General features: G+C 65.4%; 13 protein-coding genes and 1 pseudogene. 2 read left to right on the plus strand and 12 right to left on the minus strand.

The window, feature by feature from the left end:
- Positions 1-962: 962 nt before the first annotated feature.
- From AX729_RS07385 to AX729_RS07395, 3 genes are all read right to left on the minus strand, one after another.
- On the minus strand, positions 963-2,060 hold the full coding sequence (locus AX729_RS07385; RefSeq protein WP_061021574.1) for a helix-turn-helix transcriptional regulator: 1,098 nt from the start codon (positions 2,058-2,060) through the stop codon (positions 963-965).
- 151 nt (positions 2,061-2,211) lie between these two features.
- Positions 2,212-2,913, minus strand: a complete 702-nt coding sequence (locus AX729_RS07390) for a Crp/Fnr family transcriptional regulator (protein ID WP_061021575.1) — start codon at positions 2,911-2,913, stop codon at positions 2,212-2,214.
- Positions 2,914-2,931: 18 nt separating this feature from the next.
- Complete coding sequence (locus tag AX729_RS07395) at positions 2,932-3,171, minus strand: hypothetical protein (protein ID WP_061021577.1); 240 nt, start codon at positions 3,169-3,171, stop codon at positions 2,932-2,934.
- A 155-nt stretch (positions 3,172-3,326) separates the two neighbouring features.
- On the opposite strand from AX729_RS07395, the pseudogene AX729_RS38440 reads away from it, so the two are divergent.
- Positions 3,327-4,040, plus strand: a pseudogene (locus AX729_RS38440) (Crp/Fnr family transcriptional regulator); the annotation flags it as partial.
- Here AX729_RS38440 and AX729_RS41060 read toward each other — a convergent pair.
- From AX729_RS41060 to lptF, 9 genes are all read right to left on the minus strand, one after another.
- A complete protein-coding gene (locus tag AX729_RS41060; RefSeq protein WP_061021582.1) occupies positions 4,024-4,740 on the minus strand; it encodes a Crp/Fnr family transcriptional regulator in 717 nt (238 codons plus the stop codon). The pseudogene AX729_RS38440 and the gene AX729_RS41060 overlap by 17 nt on opposite strands.
- A 198-nt stretch (positions 4,741-4,938) precedes the next feature.
- The gene (locus AX729_RS07410) at positions 4,939-5,175 is read right to left on the minus strand and encodes a hypothetical protein (protein ID WP_061021584.1); all 237 of its coding nucleotides are present in this window, start codon (positions 5,173-5,175) and stop codon (positions 4,939-4,941) included.
- A gap of 76 nt (positions 5,176-5,251) precedes the next feature.
- On the minus strand, positions 5,252-6,310 hold the full coding sequence (locus AX729_RS07415) for an alcohol dehydrogenase (protein ID WP_061021586.1): 1,059 nt from the start codon (positions 6,308-6,310) through the stop codon (positions 5,252-5,254).
- 72 nt (positions 6,311-6,382) lie between these two features.
- Positions 6,383-7,240, minus strand: coding sequence for a 16S rRNA (adenine(1518)-N(6)/adenine(1519)-N(6))-dimethyltransferase RsmA (gene rsmA / locus AX729_RS07420; RefSeq protein ID WP_061021588.1), 858 nt, complete (start codon positions 7,238-7,240; stop codon positions 6,383-6,385).
- Complete coding sequence (gene pdxA / locus AX729_RS07425) at positions 7,237-8,277, minus strand: 4-hydroxythreonine-4-phosphate dehydrogenase PdxA (RefSeq protein WP_061021590.1); 1,041 nt, start codon at positions 8,275-8,277, stop codon at positions 7,237-7,239. The genes rsmA and pdxA overlap by 4 nt, the downstream gene beginning before the upstream one ends.
- Positions 8,277-9,212 carry a peptidylprolyl isomerase gene (locus AX729_RS07430; protein WP_061021592.1) on the minus strand — a complete coding sequence of 312 codons (936 nt, stop codon included), beginning with the start codon at positions 9,210-9,212 and terminating at the stop codon, positions 8,277-8,279. Before AX729_RS07430 ends, pdxA begins: the two co-directional genes overlap by 1 nt.
- Positions 9,213-9,273: 61 nt before the next feature.
- The gene (locus AX729_RS07435) at positions 9,274-11,730 is read right to left on the minus strand and encodes an LPS-assembly protein LptD (protein WP_502686902.1); all 2,457 of its coding nucleotides are present in this window, start codon (positions 11,728-11,730) and stop codon (positions 9,274-9,276) included.
- A 32-nt stretch (positions 11,731-11,762) separates the two neighbouring features.
- Positions 11,763-12,860, minus strand: coding sequence for an LPS export ABC transporter permease LptG (gene lptG, locus AX729_RS07440; RefSeq protein ID WP_061021596.1), 1,098 nt, complete (start codon positions 12,858-12,860; stop codon positions 11,763-11,765).
- Positions 12,857-14,026, minus strand: a complete 1,170-nt coding sequence (gene lptF, locus AX729_RS07445) for an LPS export ABC transporter permease LptF (RefSeq protein WP_061021598.1) — start codon at positions 14,024-14,026, stop codon at positions 12,857-12,859. The genes lptG and lptF overlap by 4 nt, the downstream gene beginning before the upstream one ends.
- A gap of 339 nt (positions 14,027-14,365) precedes the next feature.
- Here lptF and AX729_RS07450 point away from each other — a divergent pair, with 339 nt between their 5' ends.
- Positions 14,366-15,865: a leucyl aminopeptidase gene (locus AX729_RS07450; RefSeq protein WP_061021599.1), complete on the plus strand. Its 1,500-nt coding sequence runs from the start codon at positions 14,366-14,368 to the stop codon at positions 15,863-15,865.
- Position 15,866 lies beyond the last annotated feature (1 nt).

The following is a 15,866-nucleotide window of genomic DNA, read 5'->3' on the forward strand; positions in this document are numbered from 1 at the left end:
TGGTTTTAACGGTGTCCTTCGTGCTCTCCCCGGGGAGCGATGCACTATTGCCCCCGTCGCCTTGCAGATGGCTGACGCGCGCACCCGGTCGGGCCGCCGCATCACCGCAAGCCTTGACGCACAGACCCCGGGCGTCAGGACCACACGACTTCTCCGTCCGCGGACGGCCTCGCCTGAATGCCCGAGGGCTTGCGTGTGCTCGCCCCCGGCATCGACGAGACCGCTGTTACGGCGCCGTGTCGTTCGCGTCCGCACGATGCCTCACGGTTGCCCGCCCTGGCATCACGCTGATCCGCGCCGGCGCTGCCGCGTCCACCGCCACCCGGCCCGCATCTCGTGACGATCGCGAAGCGCCCCTTTGGCAGGCCGGGATGAGGGAGGATATGCCATAAATCCGAAATTCGGAAAAGTGTAATATTTTCGCGACGAGGGGTTGACGAGGTGTTTTGCCCGACGCCTCGGGCGGTCAACGTCGGTTGAGCCGCACGCCCCTCAATGAGGGGTATCTATACAGGAAGCCGCGACCGATAGGGCGCGGTCAGAAGCAGCATGAAAAGCGCTCTATCGGCCTGGTACTTCGCGGCAGGTCGACTTGGTTCCCGCCCGTGCGCCACGACCACTCCCTGGCTGGTGCAGATGCTCCAGGTCCATTTTCTTTTGCGCTGTACCAGGATCACGTCGAATATCGGAAACGCCGGTCTGACCATCGCTGCCGCTTCTCGTCAAACATCCAACCTGGACAGAGTTGAACCCGGAGGGTCGAATTGTGTCTTCACCCATTTGGGTGAAGAGGGGGCTTGCGTGACCCAGGCAAGTCTGATCCAGGCGAGTCTGACAGGAAAAGTCTGACAGGGCGGCGCGTGCCAAAACGAGGATAGGTGATCAAGAGCCCAAGTGAATTCGCGCCGCGCGAGCAGCCAGCGTAAGGTGGTCGGATCCACGCTTTGCGGATGGATAACAGTCTAGTCGCCGCGCAATGCCTTGCCGGCGAGCAGGCTGACGAGCTCCTGCTGACGCGATAGACCGGTCTTTGAAAGCACGGCTTTGAGCTGCGTGCGCACTGTCTCTCGCGCAACGCCGATTGCTGCGGCGAGTGCGTCGAGCGATTCCGCCTGTGCAACGCCACGCGCCACCTGGGCCTCTGCCGGCGTCAGGTCGAACAGCCCTTGCAGGACCTCCGCAGTCGGTACCGCACCGCGATCGACTGGAGTCACGACGAGCATGAAAGTGGCTCGCGTGAAGATATCGCGTGCCGATCCGCGCACCGGGACGACATGCAGGACCATCGGCACGCGGTCCATCGCCGCTGCGATGGCAACGGAGTTGACCATCCGACCGTTGCCAACGAACGAGGCCGCCAGCGCTGCCGAGAACAACCCGTCCGCGGCAGCATCGGTCAACGTCAACCGGTCGGCGCGGTCGTGGAACAGCGACGGCATCAGGGCTTCGAACAGGCCGTTCGCCGCGAGCAAGCGGCCGCCTTCGCGCAATATCGCTCCGGGCAGCCCGATCGCCTGCAACGCATCGGCCTGCGCGCGAACGCGCTCGAAGCCAAGGCGGCTTGCCGCCAGGGACGATCGAGCCAGATGCGGCCTCAAGTCATCCAGGAACCGAACGATGTCGCGCGGCACCGGTCCATTGTCATGGTGCCGCGGCATGACGATCGCAATCGAATCGCCGCTGGGTATCGGGATGATTGTTCCGGCTCTGTAACCGAGCCCGTGCTTGCGATAGAAATTGCGATACACATCATTGGTCGCAATCTCATCCTCCGAGAGAAGGTCTCCATCATTGAGGAAGCCGGCGTAGTTGAGAGCAGTGGCACGCGGCAGCAACGGATCGCGCTCGGCCCATCCCTCCTTCAGGAAAAGAGGCATTGTCTGGTCGTAATTAGGGGAATTGACCGCACTGACATAGCCGTCGCGTACTGCGAAAAGCAGGCCGCCATTCCCGCCGATGGCGAGACCGATCTCATTGAGGACGTCGGGCCACAATGAGGGTAGCAGCCCGGCCTCGTAGATGCGGTCGATCAGCTGATCGAGATGCCCAGATCCACTCATGCTCAGTGCGATAATAGTTCGATGCCATGGCGACGCAATTAGCCAAATGGCGAGAGCCTCTGGAGTCCCCCCATGGAACGAGCCGGCTTTTCGGTCGCTGGCGCGGTGGTGGCCTAAAGCACGATGAGATCAGGATGACTCGTCATCGCGCTCAGCTCAGATAGTCGGGCCTGAAATCCGCAAGCTTGCGCAGCTCGTCGGGCTGGAGCAGCTCGATCTCGCTGCCTTCCCATGCGATCAACCCGCGATGCCTCAGCTCCTGGATGGTGCGATTGACGTGGACGATCGACAATCCGCAGGCGTCGGCAACGTGCCGCTGCGTCATCGGCAGCTGGAAACTCCCGTCCTTGACGAGGCCGACGACCTCCAGCCTTGCTGAGAGTTCGCAGATGAGATGCGCGACCTTGGGCAGCGCCGCCTGCGCGCCGAGGCGCGCGATCCATTGCCGCGAGATCGCCGCGTCGATCAACGTCTCGCGCCAGAAGGCGCGGGTCAGGTGGCTGGAGCCGTCGAGAAGCTGGCGGAGCTGGCTGTGCGCGACGGTGCCGACGATGGTCGGGCCAAGCCCGACGAGGTCCGCATCGAGCGGTGAGACCAGCAGCGTGTGCAGGCACGGCATGTCGCCGGGAACGTGAAAGGCGAGGATCTGGCTGCGGTCGCCGACGATGCGGGACTGGTAAAGGAAGCCGCTGACGACGAAGACGCAGCGTGAGGCAGCCTCACCCTGCCGCAGCACGATCTCGCCGTCTACGACATGGCGCAGTGTGGACGGTAAGTCTGCGACCTGCCGGCGTTCCTCTTCGGAAAGTCCTTCGATCGTTTGGAGGCGCGCAAGGAATTTAGGATGCGGCATGAGAATCGTGTGCGTGCTTCAAACGTCGTGCGGCACCGGCGCCTCGCTCAGGCGTCGGGAGAGTCTTGCGAGGGTCCGGTGCGAGACCGGCGCGGAGCGGAACTCGCGGATCGCGCGAGCCAGTTCCTGGTCCGTCATCGGGTGCGCCGGTTCACGCGGTGCGCCTTTCAGCAGGGCATCGCCGATGCGGTCCAGGTGTTCGCTCGGCTCGGGCTCGAGGAGGTGGCGGATGCGCTCCAGGATCGTCGTAGGGCTCATGAGAAAGGCGCTGGGTCAGCTTTCGGGAAACGCATGGTCGCGACCCCGCAATGTCGAAACCGGTTAGCAACCCGTGCGTCGGATGCGAGTTCTAGTCAGCTGGACGCAGGCCGGATGTATCATTTGATAGGACCGGTGCGATTTTCGGCACCCGCATGGAAAAAGCCCACGACGTACTGATACGGAACCTTGGCGAGCACACCGCGCTCGAAGAGGATGACGTCGCCCAGATCCGCGCGCTCACCTTCACCCAGCGCGATGTCGAGCCGAACGAGGATTTCATTCGGCAGGGCGACGAGCCCGAACATTCGGCGCTGGTCGTCTCGGGCATGGTCGCGCGCTATCATCTGCTCTTCAGCGGTGGACGGCAGTATCTCTCGTTTCATCTCGCCGGCGACCTGCCGGACTCGCAGGGGCTTTTCATCGACCAGATGGACCATGGGCTCTGCGCGCTTGGGCCGGCTTCGGTGGCCTTCATCCCGCATCGTGAACTGATCGCCGCGTTCCGGCGGCGGCCCGCCCTGTGGCTGGCCATCTGGCGCGAGACGCTGCTCGATGCGGCCATCTTTCGCGAGGCCATCACCAACAACAGCGCGCGGCCGATGCAGGCGCGCATGGCGCACCTGTTCTGCGAGCTGTTCTACCGCGCCCGCGCCGCGCAGCTGGTCCGCGGCAATCGCTGCCGCGTGCCGATCAGCCTGGCCCAGCTCGGCGAGACGCTGGGCATGGCGATCGCGACGGTGAACCGGACACTCGCCGAGCTCAGGCGGAGCGGAGCCATGGACCTGCGCGAGGGCGAGCTGATCGTGTTGCAATGGCGTGAATTGCAGCGGCTCGGGGAAGATGGAGGCATTAGCCCTCCGCGGTTGCCGCCTTGCCGCGGACCTCGTCGAAATACCTGTTCACCCAGATGTTGCAGCAACAGGCTCTTGCCGCGAGCGCCGGCGCGTCCAGGATCAGGAGGGCGCCGCGGCGCGTCGCGAGGATGCGCCTCGCTTTGAACATCTGGATGACGCGGCTGGCGTAGCTGCGGGAGACGCCCAGCATGCCGGCGAGCTGCTCGTGGGTGAGGGGAATCTCGGCCCCGCCGATATGTTCATGCGCGGAGATGATCCACTTGGCGGCGCGCTGCTCGATGGAATGGGCGGCGTTGCAGGCCGCGGTCTGCAGCAACTGCGCGAACTGACAGTCGGCATAGCGCGCGAACACGTCCTGCAGCGTAGCCGACCTCTGCTGCGCCTGCTCGAGCGCCCGCAGCGGCAGCCGGACCAGGGTGCCGCCGAGCTTCACGACGATCCGCGAATAGGCGAGCGAAGGCGTGCGGCCGGCAATGCCCACCGCACCCTCGCGCCCCACCAGCAAGCTCTCGACCTCGCGATCATCTTCAACCGGCACGGCGAACGACAGGAGTGCCGGACCGCAGGGAAAATGAACCGCCGCGACGCTGTCGCCGGCGTGGTGCAGGATCTGGCTCGCCTCGACTTCCACCGACTGAAGGTGAGGCGCGAGCAGTTCAAAGTCCTGATGGGTGAGCTGCCGCAGCAGATCGTTCTGGGGCCGACCGGTCACAATGTGTTCTCTTCGCGGCCGGGAATCGGCGCCAGCGGGAAACCTACGTTTCCGCGGCGGAACCGACGGTTCCAAAGTGCACACAAGGGATGTTCGGACGTTGAAAACTTGGAAGGCGTGTGGGGCGGCGCCAGCGGCGGTCGCCGCACAGTGCGCTTCGGTCCGCCGAACGGCGCGTCCGAGGGGCGCGATGATCGTTCACCCGAAATGGGCTTCGCAGTCCCGCGACGATCGCTTCAGCGCGGCGTGCGTGCGATAGGCATCGATCGCCTTGTTCGCCAGCATCAACTGCCGGCGTTCGCCGGTCTTGAGCTGCGCTTCGATGGCGTCGAGAAGGAAGTTCGCACTCTCGTCCGGCGGACCGAGCTCGCCGCTCGTCTCGAGGCAGCTCCAGGCGATGAAGAAAGCGCTTTCGACGGTGCAGCGAATGGACATGGGCAGCCAACGCGGCCGGGCCGAAGGCGTTCCGTGCGGCGGGCGAGACTTCCGTCAGGCCCGCCGCTGGAGCGGATCAGTTCTTCAGCACGATACGGCCGACGACCTTGCCGGCACGCAATTCGTCGATCCATTTCTGGACGTCGCCCATCGGCTCCTCGCGCATCGGCGTCGGCTTGATCTTGCCTGCGCGCGCCAGCGCCATCAGCTCGTGGGCTTCGGCGAGCGTGCCCACCATGAAGCCCTCGATGGTCATGCGCTTGTAGACCCACTGCACCATGGGCAGCGTGAACTGGCCGCCCATCAGGCCGGACACCACGATCTTGCCACCGCGCGCGGCCACAGCGACCGCAAAGGCCATCGACTTCTCGTTGCCGGCGAAATCCACGATCTCGTCGAAGCCGCCTTCGGTCTCCTTGAGGATGCGCTTGATGACGTCAGGCTCGGCCGGATCGTAGGCGGCTGCGGCACCGTTCTTCAGCGCGGTCTCGCGCGCGGCCGGTGAGAGGTCCGCGACCGTGATCGGCTGCTTGAACATCGCTTGCGCGAACGACAGGCCCATCATGCCGACGCCGCCGAGGCCGATCAGCAAGAGGTTGCGCTGGCGCGGACGATCGACCAGGCGCTTGAGCGCGCCATAGGCGGTGACGCCGGAGCACATCAAGGTCGCGGCCTGGTTGACGGGCAGGGGATCGTAGTCGAGCAGGTATTTGGCGTCGGGGACCAGCACGTGGGTGGCGAAGCCGCCGTCGATGGAGACGCCGAGGAAGCGCTGCTTGACGCAGAGGTTCTCGTCGCCGTTGGCGCAGTCGCGGCACTGGCTGCAGCCGATCCATGGAAACACCGCCTTCTTCGCGCCGATGAGGCCGGCGGGCACGTCCGGGCCGACTTCGTCGACGACGCCGGCAATCTCGTGGCCGAGCGTGAACGGTAGCGTCATGCCGCGCGTGGTGTCGAGCTTCTTGCCGCCGCCGAGATCGGCATAGCCGTCCTGGATGTGCAGGTCGGAATGGCAGAGGCCGCAGCGCTCGATGCGCACCAGCACCTCGCGTCCTTGCGGCTTCGGCGTGTCGATGACGGTCTCGCACAAGGGCGCGTCGAACTTGACCAGGGACTGCCTGCGCATCAACGCCATATTTCTTCCTCCGAAATTAGCTCATTGTTTGAGCATGATCTGTTTCGGAAAACCGCTTCACACGTTTCCGGATCACGCTGCTTCGCTGCGTATATCGGCCAATTCGCGCGCCATGGCAACAAAGCCCGGAATCGAGATGGTCTCGGCGCGTCGCGTCGCATCGACGCCGGCGGCCTGCGCGAGCCGCGCGGGATCGACGCCGAGCGACTTCAGGCTTTGCCGCAGCATCTTGCGGCGCTGGCCGAAGGCTGCTGCGGCGACCTGCTCGAGCAGCCTGCGATCGCAGGGCAAAGGCTCCGGGCGCGGCACGAGGCGCACGACGGAAGAGGTGACCTTCGGCGGCGGCACGAAGGCTGACGGCGCAATGTCGAACAGGATTTTGGTCTCGCAGCGCCAGTTGGCGAGCACGCCCAGCCGGCCATAGGCCTCCTCGTCCTCGCGCGCGACGATGCGCTCGCCGACCTCGCGCTGGAACATCAGGACCATCATCTCGTACCAGGGCGGCCAGGGCTCGATGGTGAGCCAGTTGATCAGCAGCTGGGTCGCGATGTTGTAGGGCAGGTTGGCGACGATCTTGGCCTTGCCGTCCCCGAGCAGCGGGCGCGGATCGAAGGTCATGGCGTCGCCATGCACGATCTCGAGCCGTCCGGGATAGCGCGCCGAAATATCCTCCAGCGCAGGGATCGCGCGCGCGTCATGCTCGATGGCGATGACGCGCTTGGCGCCGAGCGCGAGCAGCGCGCGCGTCAGCCCGCCCGGGCCGGGGCCGATCTCGACGATGGTCGCCTCGTCCAGCGGCGCGGCCGCACGCGCGATGCGCGCGGTCAGGTTGAGGTCGAGCAGGAAGTTCTGGCCGAGCGATTTCCTGGCCGACAGCGCGTGCTGGCGAATGACCTCGCGCAGCGGCGGGAGGTCGTCGATCGCGCTCATCGGCTTTGCGAAGCGGCCATGCGGCTCGCAAGCTCGAGCGCCGCGATCAGGCTCGCCGGATTGGCCTTGCCGGTGCCGGCGATGTCGAAGGCGGTGCCGTGATCGGGCGAGGTGCGGATGAAGGGCAGGCCGAGCGTGACATTGACGGCGTCGTCGAAGGCGATCGTCTTGATCGGGATCAGCGCCTGGTCGTGATACATGCAGACCGCGCAGTCATAGGTTTGCCGCGCGGCCTCGTGGAACATGGTGTCGGCGGGCAGCGGACCCCTGGCCTCGATGCCGTCGTTGCGCAGCACTTTCAGCGCCGGGGCGATGACGGTCTGCTCCTCGTGGCCGAGCGATCCGTCTTCGCCGGCATGCGGATTGAGGCCCGAGATCGCGATGCGCGGCTTTGCGATGCCGAAGCGTGACTTCAGCTCCGTGGCGACGATGCGTACGGTCGAGACGATCAGGGAGCTGGTGAGCTGGGCCAGCGCATCGCGCAGCGAGACGTGGATGGTCACGGGCACCACGGCGAGCCGCGGCGACCACAGCATCATCACCGGCTGCGGCACGCGGCCGTTCTCCGCGGCAAGCTCGGCGAGGAATTCGGTGTGGCCGGGATGGCGGAAGCCCGAGCGGTAGAGCACGCTCTTGGCGATCGGGTTGGTGACGACGGCGCCGGCGCGGCCCGCGCGCACGTCGATGACCGCCTGGCGGATCGAGGCGAGCGCGGCCGGCGCGCTGGATGCGTCGGGCTTGCCGGGCTCGGCGGTCGCATGCTCGCCGGTCGCGACCACGGGGAGGGCATCGGTGAAGGCGGAAGCGGCCTCTTCGGCGCTCGACGATGCGATCCTGATCCCGGCGCCGAGCGCCTTGGCGCGACGCGCGATCAGCGCTTCGTCGCCGAGCAGGTAGAAGGCGGGCAGGTTCAGCTCGCGGCGCCTGAGCCAGGCCGCGATCGCGATGTCGGGGCCGATGCCGGCGGGCTCTCCCAGGGTCAGGGCAAGGGGCTTGGCTGCGGACTTGGTGGAAGACTCCGAGAGGTGCTTGGCCATCAGCGGTTGCGATATTCGATCATCGCCGCCTTGCGGAGCTCTTCGAGATAGGCCTTCTGGGTCTTCTCGTACTTCTCCTGATACATCTTCTCGCGAACCTCGCGCTTCTTCGGCGTGTCGATCATGGTCGGCTTGCGCGAGCACAGCACCACCATCTCGATGCCGTTCTTGGTCATCTCGGGCGCGGTCATGCGGCCGATCGGCGTGTCGTCGAGCACCTTGCGCAGCGGCTCGGGAAGCTCCGCGGTGGTTTTGGTGACGGTGTCGCGGATGGTGGCGTTCGGCGTCGAGCGGAACAGCGAGTTGGCTTCCTCGCAGCTTCCGACGCGCGCGCGATAGTTCTCGGCTTCCTTCTTCCGGGTTTCCAGGAACGCCGCCGACGAGCCGCGCGGCACGATCAGCACGATCGGCTGCATCTTGTATTCGGTGCCCTCGACCTGGAGCTTCTCGCCGGTCTGGGCCTGCACGGCCTGGGCGACGTCGCGCTCGCCGACCTGGAGGCGCTCCTTGTAGCGTCCGCGCACGAGGCTGGTCCAGACCATCTCGGCCTTCATGCGGCCCTTCAGCGTCTCCGGGCGGACGCCCTTGGATTCGAGCGATTTGGTGAGCTGATCCGGCGTGATGCGCATGCGCTGCGCCATGCCCTCGTAGGACTGGTTGACGTCGGAGACGCCGGGGTCGACGCCGAACTTCCTGCCTTCCTTGAGCTTCACCTTGTCATCGATCAGCTCGTTGATGACCTCCTGCCGGCTCGGGGTCTTCTGCGTCGTCAGCTGGTCGAGCTTGGCGCGCTGCTCGATGTCGAAATCGGTGATCGGGTCGCCGTTGACCATGACGACGATGTTCTGCGCGCGCGACGGCGAGGGCAGGGCCGTCAGCATCAGTGTGGCACCGATGGCGAGAAGGAGGCGGAAGACTGGCAGTGGGATCGTCATGATGTCGCTCGCATGTCAGCCGCGCCGGGATGGGGCAAACGCGGCCGGCACTTCAAACCGTTCACTGGAGGCCGGCGGAACTGCTGGTCGTCGACGAGGTCGCCAGCGTGCGCAGGCCGATTTGGAACATGAACGCGTGGCTCAGCGTGGGCGGCGCGGAGCCCGCCGCATAGCTATACGAAGTTACATAGTTCGCCGCCAGCACGAAGCAATCGTCGACATAGCCGGCACCGAGCACATACTGGTTGATCTTGTTGGCCTCGAGATCCCAGCGCGCCGAGCCCGACACCACCCAGTTGGTCGCGACCTTCAGCGAGCCCGTGGTCAGGATGCCCTCGCGGCGGGTCAGATAGCCGAGCTCCGGCTGCGCCGCGTAATTGCCATACAGCATGCTGACCGACCAGCGGTTGAAGTTGGCGCGGCCTTCCGCCTCGAAGCGCTGCACGTTCCAGGTCTGCTCGTCCATGCGGGAGCGGACGCTGAACGTGTAGGTGCTGTTGGGCGAGTAGCTGGCGCTCGCGACGTAATCGGAGCGCGGCTTGTCGAGGCCGGAATCGAGGCCCGTATTGATGGCGTCCTGGACTGCGAAGGAGTTCAGGCCGAACAGGTGGTAGGACTGGCCGAACAGCACCTTGACGGCGCCGCCCTTGTCGAACTGCGTAGTGGACTGCACGCCGACATTGGCGCGGCCGCCGCCCTCGACGCGGTCGTAGCCGGAGAACTTGTCGACGCTGAACAGGTTCGAGGCGTCGAACACCATGCTCTGGGCGTCCTCGTTCGGCAGCTTGCCGGCATAGGTCTCGTTCGGCCGGATGATGATCTGCGCGATCGGCTCAACGGTGGTCGAACCCCAGGGCTGAATGTTGATGAAGGGATAGCGGTACTCCAGGCCCACGGTCGGCATCAGGCGGAACGCCTGGGTGTCTCCCACGGGCAGGTAGTTCGAGACGCCGGGCTGGTTCGAGACCGAGGAGTTGATCGCGTCGGCGCGCAGGCTGGCGAACGGCGTCCAGATCTGGCCGAGCGGATCGGTGAAGGACTTGCGCCACTGCGCTTCCGCCGTGAGGCGGGTGTAGGTGCCGGGGAAGCCGCGCAGCAGGCATTGCGAAGGCGTGCGGGCCAGCGGGTCGGCAGACGCCGTGGTGCACAGGCTGCTGGTGTTGGCGACCGTCGTGATCGGATCGAACACCGCCTGGTCGCGCGACAGGTTCACGAAATTGGTCTTGTAGCTGAACTCGCCGCCGAAGACGGGATAGTTCAGCACGTTGGAATAGTCGATCACCGGATAGACGATCGGCACCTGGCTCTGGTTGCCCGAATAGCTCAGCCAGTACATCGTGCGGGCATCGAAGAAGCTGCGATTGCCGACGCCGGTGAGGTAGAGCTGCGACAGCGCTTCCGTCGGCAGCAGCAGGAACGAGCCGAGCGGATCGCGATACTGATAGAGCCGGTAGTCCGAGAAGAAATAGTAGTCGGACATCAGGACGCCGTCCCAGCCCCAGACCCATTTGTCGTTCAGCGCGAACTGACCCTTGGTGTCGATGGCGCCGCGGAAGTCGCGGTCGCCGGGCTGGCCGGAAAACGCGCCGGGATCGAGCTGGTTGATGCCGTAAGCGCGGATCTGGTAGGCGCCGTCGATCAGGCGCTGACGGAATTCGCCCTGCAGCATCACGCCTTGCCGCGACATGAAGCGGGGGGTGAAGGTGGCGTCCATGTCGGGCGCGATCGCCCAGTAATAGGGAACCTCGGCGCCGAATCCCGTGTTCGTCGTGCCGGGGAAATAGCCGGGCATCAGGAAGCCGGACTTGCGCTTCACGGTCGGGTCGGGCGTCGAGAAATAGGGCATGTAGGCGAGCGGCACGCCGAAGAACTCGAGCTGTGCCGTCTCGAAATACAGCATCTTCTCCTGCTGGTCGTGGATGATGCGCGCACCCTTGACCTGCCACAGCGGCGGCTTCTTCGGATCGTCCTTACACGGCGCGCAGGCCGTGTAGACGCCGTTCTCGAACACCGTGTAGTTGCCGCTGGAGCGGTCGGCGCGGCTCGCGGCCATGCGGGTCTGGTCGGCCGTGTCCACGCGCAGCGAATCGACGAAGCCGTCGCGGTAATCGTCGGAGAGATCCAGGATCTCGGCATAGGTGATCTTGCCGTCGGCATCCGTCATGCGGATGTTGCCTTCGGCATGCAGCCGCTTGGTCTTCTGGTCGTAGATGACCCTGTCGGCCTCGACGCTGGTGCCGTTGTAGAACAGCTGGACGTTACCGACCGCGGAGACGCGCGAATTGTTGTAGTCGTAATTGACCTCGGTCGCCTGAACCAGCATCTGGTTGTCGTTGGCGACCTTCGGCGGCTTCGGACGCGGCGGCAGCGGATTGTAGGTGAAGCTCTGGGCATGGGCCGGCGCCACGGCGGCAACGTCGATCAACCCGCCGAGCGAGGACGCGGCGACGACGGCAATCAGGAGCCTGCGGACGGACAAGCCGAACCCGCTCGCGCGCACCGAAATGCGCCGCGTCAAACGGGACACGAGCCCTCGGTGGACGGCAGTCACTATCCGTCCTCCTGATAGAGCAAGGCCAAAAAGCCGGTGAGGCCGCCCACCACAACGGGCAACCACGCCGCAGCGATCGGATGCATCAACTCAGCCTTGCTCAAATCCTCAGTTACTTTCGACAGAACGTAGAGCAGAAAGCCTGCGCCCACGCCACTCAAAACCATCTTCTGCACGCCGCCCATCCGGAAGAAGCGCAACGACACGGAGGCCGCGAGCATCACCATGGCGGCCAGCAAAAACGGCTGCGCCAGTAGCTTCTGATACTGGAGTCGGTATCCGGCTGTCGCGAAGCCCGAGCTCTCGGACGAGCGGATGTAGCTCGGTAGTTGCCAAAAGGACACAGTCTCGGGTGTGGAAAAGCTGTTGCGGACCTGCGCCTCGGTCAACGTGGTCGGAATCTCCAGGCTGGCCTGGTCGATCGGCGGCGCATCCAGCGAGAAGCGGCGGACGCCCTTGAACAGCCAGCGGCCGGCCTCGAGCGTCGCCTCGCGTGCCTCGACCCGCTCCTTGAAGTGCTGGTCCGGATCAAACCGGAACAGCGTCAGCCCGGTGAGCCGGATGCCCTGCTGCTCGCTGCGTGCCGCATTGATGATGGTCTGGCCGTCGCTGGTCACCTGATTGAGCCAGAAGCCGGAGGCGTCCTGGATGCCCCCGCCGGGCGCCGAGCCGAACAGCTCGGCTTCCATGCGCTTGGACAGCTCGCGCAGGTTCGCGGACATCGGATTGTAGGCGACGGTGGCGATCACCCCGATCAAGAGCGCGCTGCCGAGCGCCGGCGAGATGAACTGCCATGCGGAGATGCCGGCGGCGCGCGCCACCACGAGCTCGAGCCGGCGGGAGAGGGCGAGATAGCAGGTCATGGCGCCGATCAGCATGCAGAACGGCGTCAGCTTCTCCAGCAGCTGCGGCACCCGGAACAGCGAGGTCTCGGCCACCATCATCGCAGAGACGGATGCCAGCCCCGAGGTCTTGCGCACCATCTCGATGTAGTCGACCAGCACCAGGAGCAGGAAAATGCCGCCGAAGACGCCGAGCGCTGCGACCACGAAGCGGCCGGCGAAATAGCGCCCGAGTGTGTTGGTGAGCATGCTCATGCGGTGGCCGGACGTCCGAACAGCCGCGCGATCCGCGCGTTCGATCTGTTGATGGCATCCATCAGGCCGGCGGGCGGCTCGACCACGACGCCGCCGATGATCATCGCGAGCCCGATGCCGATCGCGCCGCTGACCAGCGCATATTGGACCACCACCGCGCCCGGCGATTTCACCGCCATCACCGAACAGGCAAATCCGGCCATGCGCAGGCCGAAAACTGCGACGATCGAGGAGCCGATCGAGAAATTGCGGCTCTGGCGGGTGGTGCGCGGCGCCCCCAGGAAAGCGAATGTCAGCACGGCAAAGGCGAAGGGATAGATCGGCGCCAGGATGCTGTCGTGCAGGGCCGCGCGGAACTGGCCGGGAATCTGCTTGTAGACGGGGTCGTTCTCGGACGGCGAGAACAGCTCCCAGAGATAGCGCTCGCGGATGCCGAGGGTGACGTCGCGACCCTGGCCCGAGAACTTCGACATGTCGAAGCCGTAGCGGCCGAACGCCACGAGCGCTGGATCGCGCTTGCCCGCCTCGAAGCGCTGGAGATTGCCTGTCTCCAGCACCAGGAACGAGCCGGTCTCGTTCTTCACGATCTCCCCGTGCTCGGCGACGATCGAAACGCGCTCGTTCGGATCCCGGCGGTCGTCGATGAAGATGCCGGCGAGGATGCCGCCGGGCTGGCGCTCGCGGATCCGGATCGTCAGGTTCTTGTCGAGCTGGGCGAAGCGGCCGGGCTGGAGAATGTTGGTGAGCACGTCGGCGGTGATCTCGGCATCCCACTGCTTGATCCGCCGCATGCCGTCGGGGGCGAGATAGGCCGCGATGAAGGCGACCAGCAGCGCCACCACGCAGGTGGCGTAGAAGAACGGATAGAACAGCCGGAACGGCGAGAAGCCGGCGGCATTCATCACGATGATCTCGGAATCGGTCGCGAGCTTGTTCAGCGTGTGCGAGATCGCGATCATCAGCGCGATCGGCGAGATGATCAGGACCAGGGCCGGGATGACGAGGCTGGTGATGCCGAGGAAGGTGAGGATGGTCTGACCCTGGCTCGTCATCAGGTCGATGCCGCGCAGCGCCTGCGTAATCCAGATCACACCGGTGAGGCTGACCAGGACCAGCGCAAACGACGCCAGCGTCGTGCGGAAGATATACCTATCGATCGACCCCATGCGCTACCGCACGAATCCCCATCAGCCCCGATGTCGACCAGAATTCCGGCTGTCCAACCAATCCCCGAACAGGGGATCCCCAAGGTTGGCCAGCAGCTTCTTCCGGCGGTTCACTTTCTCACTACCATCCCTTTGATCCGTCAACAAAATGGCTGCCCCGTGGCACCTTCAATATATGGTTAATATTTCGCTGGTTGTGGCGGGGCGGCCACGGCGGCGCTTGGCATCAGGCGGGCCGCTGGCCCATAGTGGGGGAAGCCTCAGTGAATCGCCGTTCAGCTCCGGCTGGGGCCGGCACCGCCGAACGGCGAAAAGTTCCATGCATTAAAGGAGTTACCCATGTCCGATGCCATCAAGGTCGGCTTTGTCCCGCTGTCTGCCGCCCCCCGTGGCATCCTGGTGGTGTTCTGCGATGACACCTTGAAGCTCGGCCCGGCGACGGCCAAGGCGCTGGGGGGCGGTGTCGATCTTGTGAAGCGCGCGGCCGCTGCCGCCGCCTTCAAAGGCAAGAGCGCGGCCTCGCTGGACATTCTGGCCCCGGAGGGCGTGAAGGCGACCCGGCTCATCGTGATCGGCGCCGGCAAGGCGACCGGCCTCAAGACGAACGATTTCCTCAAATTCGGCGGCGTGGCCGCCAGCAAGCTGCCCGCCGGCACCACCGCCATGACCATCATGGCGGAGCTGCCCGGTGGCGCCATGACGAGCGAGCAGGCGGTCGCGCTCGCCTCGGGCCTTCGCCTGCGCACCTACAAGTTCGACCGCTACAAAACCAGGAAGAAGGACGGCGAGGAGAGCGGCTCGCGCGCCGACGTGTCGCTTGCGGTTGGCGATGCCGGCGCTGCGAAGAAGGCGTTTGCCTCGGCCGGCCACGTCATCGACGGCGTGATCATCGCGCGCGACCTCGTCAACGAGCCGCCGAACGTGCTTTTCCCCGAGGAATTCGCGCGCCGTGCCGGTCAGCTCCGCAAGCTCGGCGTCAAGGTCGAGGTGCTCGACGTCAAGGCGATGCAGAAGCTCGGCATGGGCGCACTGCTCGGTGTCGGCCAGGGCTCGGCGCGGCCGAGCCGCACCGTGATCATGCGCTGGGACGGAGGCAGGAAAGGCGAGGCGCCCGTTGCTTTCGTCGGCAAGGGCGTCTGTTTCGACACCGGCGGCATCTCGATCAAACCGGCCGGCAGCATGGAGGACATGAAGGGCGACATGGGAGGCGCGGCCTGCGTCGTCGGCCTGATGCATGCGCTTGCTGCGCGCAAAGCCAAGGTCAACGTGGTCGGCGCCATCGGCCTCGTCGAGAACATGCCCGACGGCAACGCGCAGCGGCCGGGCGACATCGTGACCTCGATGTCCGGTCAGACCATCGAGATCATCAATACCGACGCGGAGGGCCGCCTCGTGCTGGCCGACGTGCTCTGGTACGTCGCCAAGAAAATGAAGCCGAAATTCATGGTGGATCTGGCCACGCTGACAGGCGCGATCATGGTGGCGCTCGGCACCGAGCACGCCGGCATGTTCTCCAACAATGATGAACTCGCCGACCGGCTGCTCGTGGCCGGCGTCGAAAGCGGGGAGAAGGTCTGGCGCATGCCGCTCGGCCCCGAATACGACAAGCTGATCGATTCCCAGTTTGCCGACATGAAGAACACCGGCGGCCGCCATGGCGGCTCGATCACCGCGGCGCAGTTCCTCCAGCGCTTCGTCGACGGCACGCCCTGGGCGCATCTCGACATCGCAGGCACCGCCATGGGCGCGCCGAAGACCGACATCAACCAGAGCTGGGGAAGTGGCTACGGCGTCCGCCTGCTCGATCGTCTGGTCTCCGACCACTACGAGCGCAAATGAC

Origin of the sequence: Bradyrhizobium sp. CCH5-F6, assembly GCF_001556045.1 — a bacterium.
Classification (GTDB): Bacteria; Pseudomonadota; Alphaproteobacteria; order Rhizobiales; family Xanthobacteraceae; genus Bradyrhizobium.

What these genes read in the sequence shown, in the direction of transcription:
- lptG (WP_061021596.1), bottom strand. Translation starts at nt 12,860, where the DNA reads ATGAGCATGCTCACCAACACACTCGGGCGCTATTTCGCCGGCCGCTTC.
- AX729_RS07430 (WP_061021592.1), bottom strand. Translation starts at nt 9,212, where the DNA reads ATGACGATCCCACTGCCAGTCTTCCGCCTCCTTCTCGCCATCGGTGCC.
- AX729_RS07390 (WP_061021575.1), bottom strand. Translation starts at nt 2,913, where the DNA reads ATGCCGCATCCTAAATTCCTTGCGCGCCTCCAAACGATCGAAGGACTT.
- lptF (WP_061021598.1), bottom strand. Translation starts at nt 14,026, where the DNA reads ATGGGGTCGATCGATAGGTATATCTTCCGCACGACGCTGGCGTCGTTT.
- AX729_RS07410 (WP_061021584.1), bottom strand. Translation starts at nt 5,175, where the DNA reads ATGTCCATTCGCTGCACCGTCGAAAGCGCTTTCTTCATCGCCTGGAGC.
- AX729_RS07385 (WP_061021574.1), bottom strand. Translation starts at nt 2,060, where the DNA reads ATGAGTGGATCTGGGCATCTCGATCAGCTGATCGACCGCATCTACGAG.
- pdxA (WP_061021590.1), bottom strand. Translation starts at nt 8,277, where the DNA reads ATGGCCAAGCACCTCTCGGAGTCTTCCACCAAGTCCGCAGCCAAGCCC.
- AX729_RS07450 (WP_061021599.1), top strand. Translation starts at nt 14,366, where the DNA reads ATGTCCGATGCCATCAAGGTCGGCTTTGTCCCGCTGTCTGCCGCCCCC.
- AX729_RS07415 (WP_061021586.1), bottom strand. Translation starts at nt 6,310, where the DNA reads ATGGCGTTGATGCGCAGGCAGTCCCTGGTCAAGTTCGACGCGCCCTTG.
- AX729_RS07395 (WP_061021577.1), bottom strand. Translation starts at nt 3,171, where the DNA reads ATGAGCCCTACGACGATCCTGGAGCGCATCCGCCACCTCCTCGAGCCC.
- rsmA (WP_061021588.1), bottom strand. Translation starts at nt 7,240, where the DNA reads ATGAGCGCGATCGACGACCTCCCGCCGCTGCGCGAGGTCATTCGCCAG.